The sequence below is a fragment of the Paenibacillus profundus genome, from assembly GCF_021369635.1.
Lineage (GTDB): Bacteria > Bacillota > Bacilli > Paenibacillales > Paenibacillaceae > Paenibacillus_B > Paenibacillus_B profundus.
Genome location: NZ_JAJNBZ010000003.1, coordinates 1 through 12959 on the forward strand (window position 1 = coordinate 1; position 12959 = coordinate 12959).

A 12959-nucleotide genomic window follows, 5' to 3' on the forward strand; every position below is an offset into this window, starting at 1 on the left:
CCTGTAGCGGACTTTCACCGCCGAGTTATCGCCCATGCCGGGCGCACTTAAAAAGCTCCCCCTATAAAAAGAGGAGCTTCTAATAGAGCTTCTATATTCTGTTGAGCACAAGTTGTTCAGCCTCGTGCAGCATGTCATGTCAATGTGGCTCAGCGACGACATCTTACTTGTCGTTCACCACATGGAAAGCAACCGATTCATATGGGCGCAGTACGAGCCGTTCCATCGTATTCGGCGTGTCCGCATAGTTGCTTAGCAGAATGCGCGCATCGCCAGATACTCCAGCCTGCTGTGGCAGAGTGAACGTCGTCGCGCGGCCGTAGAAATTGCTTACGACGAGCAGGTGCTCCTTCTTGTAGGAACGTACATACGCGAAGATGTCCGGATGGTCAGCCAGCAGCAGCTTATAATCGCCGTGCACGATAATGTCGTATTGCTTGCGCAATTCAATCAATGTGCGATAGTGATAGAAAATGGAATCCGGATTCTGCAGCGCCTCCTCGGCATGAACGGTGCGGTAGTTCGGCGCTGTCTGGATCCACGGCGTTCCGCTCGTGAAGCCGCCGTGCTCCGAATCATTCCACTGCATCGGCGTACGAGAATTATCGCGCGATTTCTGCTGCAGAGCAGCCATCATATCAGATTCGGAAACACCGCGTTCCCGCAGCATCTGATACGCATTGATGGATTCAACGTCGCGGTAATCGGCGATGTCAGCGAAATGCGGGTTCGTCATCCCAAGCTCTTCGCCTTGGTACACGTATGGCGTCCCTTGCATCAGATGCAGCGTCGTCGCGAGCATCTTGGCGGAAGGCACGCGGTACGCCCCGTCGTCGCCGAACCGGGACACGGCCCGCGGCTGATCATGGTTGCACCAGAACAGAGCGTTCCATCCGCCGCCTGCGTTCATCCCTACTTGCCAGTCGCTCATAATCTGCTTCAGCTGCAAGAAATCAAATTCAGCGGCCACCCATTTCTCACCCTGCGGATAATCCACCTTCAGATGGTGGAAGTTGAACACCATGCTCAACTCGCGCTCATCCGGCCGAGTGTACTTCACGCAGTTATCCATCGTCGTCGAAGACATCTCGCCGACCGTCAGCAGCTGTGAATATTGCGAAAATACTCGCGCGTTCATTTCCTTCAAAAATTCATGAATGCGCGGGCCGTCCGTATAATATTTCCGTCCGTCAGCCGTCGGCATATCCAGCGAATCATCAGGAAAGCGTTGATCCTTGGAGATGACGTTGATGACATCCAGCCGGAACCCGTCAACGCCTTTGTCGAGCCAGAACTGCATCATGTCGTACACACGGTCCCTGAGCATAGGGCTCTCCCAGTTCAAATCCGCTTGGGACACGTCGTATAGATGCAAGTAATATTGCCCCGTCGCTTCGTCATATGCCCAGGCGCTGCCGCCGAACTTCGATTGCCAATTGTTCGGGGCTCCGCCGTTCATGCCGTCTTTCCAAATATAATAGTTGCGCAAAGGGCTGTCTGTGCCTTGGGCCGACTCCTTAAACCATGCATGCTCCGTCGACGTATGGTTGACGACGATATCCATGATGATTCTGATGCCTTTGGCATGTGCCTCGCGCAGCAGCTCCTCGAATGTCTCCATCGTGCCGTATTCCGGCTGGATACGATAATAGTCGCTAATGTCGTAACCATTATCCTTCTGCGGAGATTCATAGATCGGAGTGAGCCAAATGACATCGATGCCCAGTTCCTGCAAATAGTCCAGCTTGTCAATAATGCCTTGTAAATCGCCAAGTCCGTCTCCATCCGTATCGTTGAAGCTCTTCGGATAGATTTGATAAATGACTGATTTCTTCCACCACTCCTGCTCCAATTCCTGTTTCATCACTTGCACCACCATGTCTTTCTTTTTTGCATTCTCTACTACGATTGCCGCTTTGTCTTCCCGATAAAGAGCGTAATGACGAACGGAACTACCAACGCAACCGCCATGCCGATGAAGAATGGCACCCATTGCTGCGGGAAGATGGACAAGAATCCCGGCAGCCCGCCCACACCGATGGATAAGGCCTTAACCTTGAACGCTGTAATAACGACAGCTCCGAGAGCCGAACCAATCATCGCTGCAATGAACGGGTACCTCAGGCGCAGGTTCACACCGAACATGGCTGGTTCCGTAATGCCCAGATAAGCCGAGATTGCGGAGGTAATCGACATCCCTTTCAGCTTCTCGTCTTTGGATACGAACATCATGGCGAGCGCCGACGAGCCTTGCGCAATGTTGGACAGGGCCAAAATCGGCCACAAGAACGTGCTGCCCGTGCTGGCAATCAGCTGCAAATCAACGGCCAGGAACGTATGGTGCATGCCCGTGACAACTAGAAGCGGATACAGACTGCCGTAGATGAGTCCGCCCAATATAGAAAAGTGTTCAAATATTCCAACGAACGCCGTCGTAATCGCATTGCCAATCGCAAATGTCAGCGGTCCAATAACGATGAAGGACAAAAATCCGGTCAGCAATAGCGTAATCGGTGCGACGAGCAGCAATTTGAACCCGTCAGGTACCCGTTTGTTCAAAAATGACTCAATTTTGGCCAAACAGAAAGCGGAAACGAGCACCGGCAGCACCTGGCCTTGATACCCGATCTTTTCAAATTCGAAGCCAAATAAGTTCCAATGCGGTACGGTTCCGTTCGCAAGAGCATCTCCGTACGACCATGCGTTCATCAGATCAGGATGAATGAGCATCAGGCCGAGCACGATCCCGAGCAGCTCGCTGCCCCCGAACTTCTTCACGGCAGACCAGCCGATAAGTCCCGGCAGGAAGACGAAGGCCGTATTGGCGATCAGATTGATCATTTCGGCGAAGCCTTTCCATTGACCGTACACATCGATGAAGGCTTGATCCGCGAAGAATATCCCTTTGCCCGTCAAGATGTTGTTGATCCCCATCAAGAGACCGGCCGTTACGATGGCAGGCAGAATCGGAATGAAAATATCGGCCAGCGTTTTGATCGCACGCTGCAGCGGATTTAATTTTTTTGCCGCCGCATCCTTAATGTCTTGCTTGGAAGCGCGTTCGCCTCCGGTCAGGGCCAGCAGCTCCCCGTATACTTTCTCAACGAGCCCGGGCCCGATGATGACTTGAAACTGTCCATTCGTTGAAAATGATCCTTTGACCAATTCATTGTGCTCAAGCGATTGTTGATCCACAACGCCCTCATCCTTCAGCGCGAACCGCAGCCGGGTCACGCAGTGGGTTACGGCATCAATATTGTCTTTTCCCCCAATGGCATCCAAAATCTGCTCGACCGACTGTTGCTTGATAGCCATGTGTTAACCTCCCCAATGGAATCGCTTCCATGATTGTCGAATTTATTATAACTTGTATAGACAGGTTTGTAAACACTTGTATAGACAAGTTATTGAGTACGGCTTCATGTAATATATACCAAGCGTTTTCTTACTTAGTACTACCCATTTCCAGTGGATAAATAACCTTCTGGACGCAAAAAATCCAGCCAAACAAATTCAGCTGGATTACACGATTATATAGATAAAGCATTCTTCTTGAAATGAGTAGGGGTGACGCCCGTCTGGCGCTTGAACACTCTTGAAAAGTATGGTACGTCGTTAAACCCGACCTGGAAGCAAATGTCCGTAACCGACATGTCCGTATCCAACAGCATCGCAGCCGCCTTGTGAACCCGCAGGTCGACAAGATAGTCATTATACGTCTTGCCGGTAAACCGCTTGAACAACACGCAAAAATACGATTTTGAAATATTAAACTTACGGCATAGCATCTCTAGACGGAGCTCTTCATTATAGTGCTCGTGGATGTAATTGATTGCCCCGGTCATCAATTCCCTGAATTTCTCCAACCGTTCGTCTTCATCGTTCGATTGGCCGGATTGCCGGGCCATCTCCCGGACGAGGATCGACATGAGCTTAAGCAGATCCGCCTTCAGAACAAGCTCATAGTATCGTTTGCCATGCTGGAGCTCCTCCAGCATATCATGCAGGATGCGCGACACTTCGAGATCTGTCTCTCCAGACAGCGCGACTTTCGGCGTTACATGCTCCTCGTCAAGCATGAACTGCTCTAGGTAGGAATAATCGAACCCGCCCCTGCTGCCATTATGCGGATGGTACTGCTCGTCGATGAAGTGCGGCAGAAATTCACACCCGATAATATCGATTTCCTGTCCCGGCACCAGCGACACACGGTGAACGGCATAAGGGGGAATGACAAAAATGTTGCCCTTGACCATCCGGTACGTATGCTGGTTAATCGTATGCATAAATTCGCCTTTGACGACATACCAAATTTGAAAATAATCGTGCGTATGATCGCGGATGCTGCCGCCCGCCCGATTCCAACGATATACCTTGAAGGGCAGCGGCGTTCCGATCTCACTTTCCGCCCGGTAAAAAACGACATCTTCCGGCATCTCTTGATGCTGCTCTTGTCTTTGTTCCGGATTAGACAACGTTTATCCCCCTTACTGTCCTCATCATATTGCCGTAATCGGCTATCTTGCCTTGTATCGAGACGATCGCATGGAAATTGATCAACTGCAAAAGGACAGCTCGTTCCCTCTAAATTAGCGGCGGCGTGCAAAATCAGTAAAGACGAAGCGCTCGGGATGGTGGCGCGATTCCGTATATTCGAACAAGGTGCCGTCATGCAAATGGACGAAGTTCTTCACGACGACGACGAAGCTGTACGATTTCATATCCAGATGTTCGCGGTCCTTCGCCGCCGCCGGCTCGACTTGAATGATTCTTTGCGCAAAGCCTATCTTTAAGCCCAGCTCTTGTTCGATGAAATCGTAGATGGATCGTTCGGCTATCTCTTTCGTCAATCCTTCCAGCTTCTCTTTTAAAAAGTAGTTGATATCCAAAATGATGCGTTCCCCATCCAGCTTACGCACACGGTGCAGGCAGTACACCTGTTCACCTAGAGGCAGGCGTGTCCGTTGATGCAGCTTGTCGGTTATGTTCATTTCCGCAAAATACGGAACCGCCGTGTCGAAATGCTGTCCGCTGCTCTCGCTCGCTTCTTTGAAGCTGACCAGTCCGCCGAACGAGAACGAAATGGCATTGTTGTCGAGCACATACACGCCTTTGCCCGGATGACGGTTCACGAGCCCTTCCTCGACAAGCAAGTCGAGAGCGTTGCGAATCGTTCCTCTGCTCGTGTCATAGATGCCGCAAAATTCATGCTCCGACGGCAGTTTTGCCCCCGGACCGTATTGCCCGGATGCAATTTTCCCTTTGATATCATCATAAATGGTCATGTACCGCTTACTCGTGTTCATATTCATAGCAATCCCCCGATAATGCTTCCACATTCCGCTGCTTCAAGTATTCCTCTTTCATCATCATATCATGATCAGGGCGGCAGAGGAAAACGGGAGGCACATCATCAGGCAGGCGCAATCTTGTCGGCCATCGTTCAAAGCCCCCTACGCTCCCTCATCCCAATCGAGCGGCCATCCTTCTCTCTGCTTGGTGAACGGTTCATATGTTCCGGATTCTGGGTCAAAAAGATATACTTGCCCCGCTCCTCCTTCCCGCACATGAATCGCATACTTGCCGATGACAAGCTGCAGCCAAGGTTGCTCTCCCTGCGTTAATGCGCGGTCGGCTCCCGTCTTCGGAACGATCACTTCCACACTCCGTCCAGCCGCCGCTGCCTCCCGCTCTACTAAACGCACAGCATCCTCGTAAGTATAGGCAGGCAGTTGCGTAATATATATAATAGCTGCCTATCATACCGAAGCTAAGAAACGCTATCGCAAGGAGAATAAGCCTGCGCTTCATGAAAGACATTCGGTTGCGCCATGCAAACAGGAGCAGCAAGGGAATTCCGATAAGAACAAGTGCAAGTATATAATAATGCTCCGCGTTCAACACGAATTCGTACTTTCGGTTTGGGAGGGAAAACATCAATTTTTCCTCCCCCTTATGGTTCATCGGTGCAGCTCCCATATATAATCTATAGGAATTATGCGATATACTGTTCATGAGTGTAAAAACACAGTTCGGTCGGTAGTCCGGACGCATCCGTCCATTCATAATACCGCGGATGTCAGTAACCTTCCCCCCTCGGGATGTCCGTCACTCGAAGTCTGATTGAGGGGGAACTGAATGTGAAACTGACCGTATTTTTTGATGCTCCGTTCTGGGTGGGCGTAGTGGAGAAAGCAGATGGAAATCAAGTGAAAGCGTGCCGGCATGTGTTCGGCTCCGAGCCGAAAGATGCAGACGTGCTGGAATTCGTGCAGACGCTCATGATGCCGTTAATCGAGCTCGTCTCGCAGAGCGCCGAGGCGGCTTGCGCTCCTATCCGCCGCGTAAATCCGAAACGGCTGGCTAGACTCGTAGCAAGAGAGATGCAGCTGCAAGGCATATCTTCGCAGTCGCAAGAAGCGCTGCGGCTGGAGCTGGAGAACCGGAAGAAGGAACGCACCCATCGTTCACGCGAGCAGCGCGAAGCATTGAAGGAGAAGAAGCGGAGCATTCGCATGCAGAAGAAGAAAGACAAGCATAAAGGCAGGTAGCATTTATGCTGCGGCCCCGGTAACCTTGGTTGCCGGGGCCTGTTTTCAGTTACATAACAGGTGTAATTCGATGTCGAATTTGCCTCTTGCCAGACTCATGAGCAGGCAACCGCTCAGCGCTTATTCAAAATATCGCGACTCCTTGATGATATCGCTGGTCGGCGTCAAGGTCGCCTCCGCTGCCGTCTTGCCAGTCTTTTTCAGATAAGCCTGGACCATGTGATATCCGAAAGCATATCCTCCGGAAGCCGGCATTCCGATCGCTTCGCCTCCGAACATCGCCATGACTTCATCACCAAAAATATAGCTTCTCACCTCGTTGAAGCCGCTGACATGCAGCGCTGCGCCGATTAACTGCTTCGCCCGTGCCAATGACTCCGCATCCACCCGGCTTACCCATGGCCCGACTTTATCCCAACCGTACAGCGAATGCACAAATGCTTCGGCCAAGCCTTCCATGACAATATACTGCGCAACCGTAACATTCATGCTCCAAGGCTCATAGCCAAGCCGCATTTGATGGTTGAATTCATGGGCAGCGGCAGCCGGAAGACGCGGAAGATTGAATTCATTCGGCCATACGTTAACCATAATGTAGCCCGGAATGCCTGCGAACCCGGTATATCCCTGATGAAATGCCGCCATCTCAGGCTGACGATCTTCCAGCAAAAAGAGGCCAAATTCGATGTCCGTTACGGGCGGCTTATAGCCAAGCTCGTTAAAGCTTGCCCACGATTGCTCCAGCGCTTGACGGCACAGCTCCTCGGCATCCGCCTCTGCCAACAGGTTGAGCGCCGTTTCATACCGCTCCGTCGGACCATCCGGCCGCATCAGGCCGAACTGCTCGAGCGGATCATTTTGCGGCGGCACGATATAGCCTATCATCCCCTCGAACGGCCCCAGCAGACGCTTGCGCATCGCTTCCTCCCTCAGTTCCTGCGGCAGCGCGATAATATCACGTTGCCTCTGTACCATATCATGCATGTTAATATTCATGATGTAATCCCCTTTCCTATCCTTGTCACTAATGAAGATACGGGATCACGTTACGTGAGAGTCAAGCCTAACTTTTTAAGGCGCTGCATGTCCTTTCTTGGCGCCATAGAATGTCCCCGTTCAATGTCGTGCGCTCCAGTTGCCATGCTTGGCGTAGAAGTAAGGACTGTCTTTTCATCCGATAGGGTTTGCGATATAGTGAGGACAACATTGTTGATATTTCTCGAGGTGGTTAAATGTTCATTGCTGTACTGCTCTTTATTGTTGCTGGTCTCGCTGAGATCGGCGGCGGCTATATGGTGTGGCTCTGGCTGCGCGAAGACCGGCCGCTATGGTATGGCATCGTCGGAAGCCTTATCTTAATCGCATATGGTGTTATCCCTACGCTGCAATCCTTTCCTTCATTCGGTCGCGTCTATGCGGCTTATGGAGGAGTATTCGTCATTCTTGCAGTTCTCTGGGGCTGGTGGGTGGATAAGAAGACGCCGGACTTTTACGACTGGGTCGGTGCCGTCTTCTGTCTGGCGGGCGTAGCCATTATGCTGTGGGCGCCGCGATCGTCCTAAGGCTGGGGACACCGGAAATTAATGATGACGACGACGAAAGCAGCGGCTATATAAGTTGAACTATTGAATTTTTTGGCTTCCACTCACTCTCCCCTTTGATCAGTAACTACGACTCCCGCATATCTCAGACGCCAGGCAGTTTAAAAAAAGAAAAATCCTTGCGATCTGACTCCGAGCCAGAGGGCATTTGTACCGATACAGATGCCCTTTTTTTTTATTGCTTCATAAGACCGCTAGATTTAATATGATGGCAAGCGGCCTGACCGAAGCTTTGCATGCAAGCAAGATAGAGAAATGATGATCCTGATGATAAACAGACAACACCGTTTATTTGCTGCTGTACTTTAAGGGGCGTACTGTCCGGACCGCATTTTGACAAAATATATTTTTTAAAGTGAGGACTTGTTCATGAACAGGATAAATTACTTGCTGTTGCTAGGTATCGGCTTGATCTGGGGTTCGCAATTTTTCTTTGTCGACTTGGTAATCAATTCCATAACGCCAATTACATTAGCCGCCTGCAAAGCATTGCTAGGTACCATCACACTTGCCACATTACATTTGTTTTCCGGTAAAAAGGAGAGAACACAAGGACAATCCGGAATATGGAAATCACTTATCTGGATTGGAGTGCTGGAGGCGGTTGTGCCTTTCATCTTGATCGGTTGGGGACAGCAGTATATTAACAGCAGCACTGCTTCTATTTTATTGGGCACCGTGCCGATTTTTACGATTATTTTTGTTAAAATTTTCGCGCCGAACGAAAAGCTGCCATTCAAGAAATGGATAAGCGTTATCATGGGATTTGGAGGCTTATGCCTGCTGTTTGCCCCTGATATTTCTTCAATCTCTTTTGCTGGGAATTTTATGGGTTATGGCGCTTTATTAGGAGCATCTCTCAGCTTTGCGGTGTCGCTGCTTCTGATTAAGCGTCTCCCTCCTATGTCTTCGATTGTGGCTATGCGAAATGTGTTATTTGTTGCGTCGGTCATTTTATTGCCGCTTGCTTTTATTTTTGAAGATCCATTACGTGTGCAATTGAGCTGGCAGCAAATCCTTGACGTTATTATACTGGGTGTGTTACAGGCTGGAATCGTATACATGCTGTACAATATTTTGATTAGGCGAACAAGCGCCGCATTTGCATCGCTCACTAACTATTTGGTGCCTCTGTTCGGTATTTTGTTAGGAACAATAGTGTTGGGTGATCAGTTAACATGGAATGCTATCGCTGCGCTATTCGTTATTTTAGTTTCCTTAGCAGTCGGTGAAAAAAGCTAGACTGCCACCAGCCATCAACAACCTTGAGAATTTTATTTCCCATTCAATTCCCCCAGCATTTCACATCATATCAATAGAGGTGATATCTTAACTCTCCATTCTCCAGAATTCTGGGGCACAGTTCCTTTGAAATGGTCTCTCTGGATTTTGTCCGAAAAAGCCTCCACAGCCACTGTCAAAGTAGAGTTGGAGGCCCGCTCGATATGCCGCAGGAAGGCCATCGTGAGAAGCTAGACCATCCTGAATGCATACAGGTGTGTCCCAGAATAGAAATAGGGTCGGAGAACCAGAAACGCCATCCGTCTATTTCATATAACCGATTGTTCAGTACTCATGCAATAAATGCTCCAACTCGATTTCATGATCGATTTTCAGCTCAAAACGGTTTCTTAATTCATAGTATTTCTCCAAAAGACTGTTCTGCAACCCGAAATGATCGATAATCAATCCGATAATCGACTCATCTTTATGTGGAGTAGGCCAGCTGAATAAATCCTGATAGATCTCCCGGATGGATTCATTATTTTGACAGGCGAACCGGATTGGTTGTTTATGGTAAGTCAGTTTTAGGCTCAGCATTTCATAGAGAACGTCCAAACGATAATCCAGTTCTGTTCTGTCCTCCATAAACACAGGAGCATGTTTGATATCCCCAATCAGCTCCTTGAAGGTCAATCCGACGTGCTGCATGGACACATAAGACCAAATGCAGGTTCCTGTGCCCGTACCGTGCGCCTCCCAATTCGGACTCCATAAAATATGTTTGAGCACATCCTTCTGGCCGGTTCCAAACAAAGCGATGCCTAATATAATTCCGGCGTTGCAATCGGTTGAAGCCGCGTGTTCTCCCCAATCCGCCAATCGGGGGACGATTTCAGGAGCGGCGCATTTAAAGCTCAGGGCCGGCAAAAATTCGTGGAATAAACTTTGACCGACCCATTTTTCTAGTTTCGACTTAATCAGATCCTTGTAAGGATCGCAGGGCAGATGGAGCAGCCCCATGCAGGCGCTCATCGATAAGCCCCAATCATCCGCTTCCATATAAGATATGAGCTGCTCCGTACAATCGGTGAAGCCAAGGTAGCCCAACACATGCAGGATATCATCCGGAATCCCTTCTCTTAGCTCGTTATGGTAAAAACAGTTGTTATGAAGCTCTTTCGCCAGCTTTTCGTTACCATGCTTCATGATGGGATACAACAAGCTGCCGTTAAAGTCAGCCGGACTTTCAAGAAACCATTGAGCAAGGGCGATCGCGTCATCGATACTTCCGTATTTGGCAATGATATCTGCATACGCGGATACGATTCCTGCATCCAATCTGTTGTTATGACGGTTTAAATGTATAAGCTTTTGGGTTATTTGAATCATCGCATTAACTCCGGTTCTTTGATTACTAATCCCAATCCATGTAAAAGGATGCCGTCAGTTTGCCGCTTGCGCATTCGGGACAATCTAGCGTTCCGACAAAAACATTTGTGTGAAAGTCGCAATGACTGCATTTAAGTGTATAGGCTTCGCCCATAAAAAAGTCTCCTTTGACCGGCCTCTTTCGATCTTCCTGAACCATCCAAGGGAATAAACACCATGTAAATGTAAGTGGTTACATAAATATCCCCGCTATGATGATGCAGCCGATGATTTGCTCTCCAGCCATACCTTCAGCTCATCCAGTTGCTGCAGTAATTGTTGCGAGCTGTCATCCAGCTGTTTGTAGCTCTGTATCGCTTCTTCCAGCTGTCCTTCATCAAATTGACGCGCTGCTTTGCCTGCCAATAGATGCATTTCCCGGTGCCGATCCACCAAGGCTTGAAATTTCGGGCTTTGCACAAGAGCAGACGACTTCTGCTCATGCTGCGCTTGAATCCATTTGCCCAAGCGGCATTGATTGTAGTTCTCCATCAATTCAGGGTCGCTATCATCGTAGCCCAACAATCGATTGTATGTCCACCATTTCCAGAGCAGATGATCCGTCTTCATGATGCGAATCCACTGTGCGTCGTTCATATGATTGAACCATTCCAACGAGCTTCGCCGCAAGCTTTCGACCGTTTTGCTCGTCGTATATATATGTTCTCCTGTCCGCTTGGCCATCTCCATCACCACTTCGGTGTTCTTGACAATGCCTGCCATGTTGTTCGTTATTTCTTGCGTTGCCGCCGCTTGCTGTTCGACGATAGACGCGATTGTGTCTTCGGTTAACCCGACCTCGCTCACCGAGCGCATCATTTGTTCCAATTGGTCGAACGCGCTTCTATTTTTATCGTGCTGGACTTCCATCTGATCCGACATCTTATTCGTTCGTTCTTGAACAGATGTTGCCAGCGTTTGAATGTTGCCTATCACTTCGTAGACATTGTGAACCGAGCGCTTCGTCTGCTCCGATAGCTTGCGGACTTCTCCGGCCACAACGGCAAAGCCCCGCCCCTCTTCACCCGCCCGGGCCGCTTCAATGGAGGCATTCAGCGCCAGCAGATGCGTCTGATCCGCTACCGAATCAATCAGCTGCACGACGTCGGACAAGTCTTGTATGGACTGCTGCAAATTCTCAAACCGATCTCTCGTATCGCGGAACATCTCCGTCATTTCCTCAAAGCCTTGAATCGTCTGTTCGACAATCGACTTGTTCTCTTGCAACGCGCTGACCATGCAATCCGTCGTTGTGGCTGCATCTGTCGTCTGGGACGATACTTCTTCAATCGAAGAGGTCAATTGTTCTGCGGCCGATTGAATACGCAACGCATCGTGTATCGAGTTATCTGCCGATTGAAGCAGCGAATGAATGCCGTCCATCTGGATGAGCATCTCCATCGTCTTGCTGTTCGAATCCATAATCCGATATTCATATGCAGCTTGATACGCTTCCAATACGATCTGGGCATCCAGCATTAGAATTCGATGAAGCGCCAGCGTCATCTGTGCCGCTTCCCCTGCGCGAAAGTCTTTTACAATGAGCGGGACGAGAAATTCATATACACGAAGGAACGAAGCGAGGAACCATTCTGGCTCCAATTGAATCCGGCTGTGCACTTGTCCGATTCTCTCGCGCGTACGCACATACTCGCCATCGAATGCAATATGCGGAATCGAACGTAAATAAATGATAAAAGTCTCCGTCAACCGTTTTCGTGTACTGTGTTGTTCAATGAGTGATTTCATTTCAGGAAGACGGAACAACAGCTCATAATGGCGCTCCGTGATAGCTTCGGCATACTTGTCAAAGTACGGGGCCAGGCGGCGCAAACATTCAACGTCTTGCGATGTAACTTGGAGAAACAGAAGCTTCGGCTTCAAAGAATCCAATGCGTCGACCGTAGTATCATGAATGGTTATGGGTAACGTTGGTTTGCGAAGAATCATGTTGTTCATCCCTTTCTAAACTCATAAATATATAAAGATATGATCATATTCACATATTAATTATAGTAACATATTCCTCCTTAGGACCATTAGACCTATTTTTTCGACTTATTTCGTGACAAAATTGTAAGCCTCGCGTAAGTCAAATCGATAGGCGCCTTGCCGCCCCCTCTTCTACAATAAAAGTAAACCTCTACAAGGTAAC

The 12959-nt window shown here is 49.3% G+C and carries 11 protein-coding genes; 3 read left to right on the forward strand and 8 right to left on the reverse strand.

From position 1 onward, the window contains the following. Window positions 1–163 precede the first annotated feature (163 nt). From treC to LQV63_RS05315, 5 genes are all read right to left on the reverse strand, one after another. Window positions 164–1864, reverse strand: a complete 1701-nt coding sequence (gene treC / locus LQV63_RS05295; RefSeq protein ID WP_325175854.1) for an alpha,alpha-phosphotrehalase — start codon at window positions 1862–1864, stop codon at window positions 164–166. 38 nt (window positions 1865–1902) lie between these two features. Next, window positions 1903–3315: a PTS system trehalose-specific EIIBC component gene (gene treP / locus LQV63_RS05300; RefSeq protein ID WP_233695928.1), complete on the reverse strand. Its 1413-nt coding sequence runs from the start codon at window positions 3313–3315 to the stop codon at window positions 1903–1905. A gap of 215 nt (window positions 3316–3530) precedes the next feature. Beyond that, window positions 3531–4475, reverse strand: coding sequence for a helix-turn-helix domain-containing protein (locus LQV63_RS05305; RefSeq protein WP_233695929.1), 945 nt, complete (start codon window positions 4473–4475; stop codon window positions 3531–3533). Between the two features lie 114 nt (window positions 4476–4589). Then, complete coding sequence (treR, locus tag LQV63_RS05310; protein ID WP_233695930.1) at window positions 4590–5312, reverse strand: trehalose operon repressor; 723 nt, start codon at window positions 5310–5312, stop codon at window positions 4590–4592. Between the two features lie 141 nt (window positions 5313–5453). Beyond that, window positions 5454–5705, reverse strand: a complete 252-nt coding sequence (locus LQV63_RS05315) for a hypothetical protein (protein ID WP_233695931.1) — start codon at window positions 5703–5705, stop codon at window positions 5454–5456. 435 nt (window positions 5706–6140) lie between these two features. Here LQV63_RS05315 and LQV63_RS05320 point away from each other — a divergent pair, with 435 nt between their 5' ends. Further along, window positions 6141–6551, forward strand: a complete 411-nt coding sequence (locus LQV63_RS05320) for a YjdF family protein (protein ID WP_233695932.1) — start codon at window positions 6141–6143, stop codon at window positions 6549–6551. A 120-nt stretch (window positions 6552–6671) separates the two neighbouring features. Here LQV63_RS05320 and LQV63_RS05325 read toward each other — a convergent pair whose 3' ends face one another. After that, window positions 6672–7547: a DUF2268 domain-containing protein gene (locus tag LQV63_RS05325; RefSeq protein ID WP_233695933.1), complete on the reverse strand. Its 876-nt coding sequence runs from the start codon at window positions 7545–7547 to the stop codon at window positions 6672–6674. A 236-nt stretch (window positions 7548–7783) separates the two neighbouring features. Here LQV63_RS05325 and LQV63_RS05330 point away from each other — a divergent pair, with 236 nt between their 5' ends. Further along, complete coding sequence (locus LQV63_RS05330) at window positions 7784–8113, forward strand: YnfA family protein (protein WP_233695934.1); 330 nt, start codon at window positions 7784–7786, stop codon at window positions 8111–8113. Between the two features lie 408 nt (window positions 8114–8521). After that, window positions 8522–9394, forward strand: a complete 873-nt coding sequence (locus LQV63_RS05335) for a DMT family transporter (protein WP_233695935.1) — start codon at window positions 8522–8524, stop codon at window positions 9392–9394. 324 nt (window positions 9395–9718) lie between these two features. Here LQV63_RS05335 and LQV63_RS05340 read toward each other — a convergent pair whose 3' ends face one another. After that, window positions 9719–10765 carry a hypothetical protein gene (locus LQV63_RS05340; RefSeq protein WP_233695936.1) on the reverse strand — a complete coding sequence of 349 codons (1047 nt, stop codon included), beginning with the start codon at window positions 10763–10765 and terminating at the stop codon, window positions 9719–9721. A 249-nt stretch (window positions 10766–11014) separates the two neighbouring features. Further along, window positions 11015–12754: a methyl-accepting chemotaxis protein gene (locus LQV63_RS05345; RefSeq protein ID WP_233695937.1), complete on the reverse strand. Its 1740-nt coding sequence runs from the start codon at window positions 12752–12754 to the stop codon at window positions 11015–11017. Window positions 12755–12959: the final 205 nt, after the last annotated feature.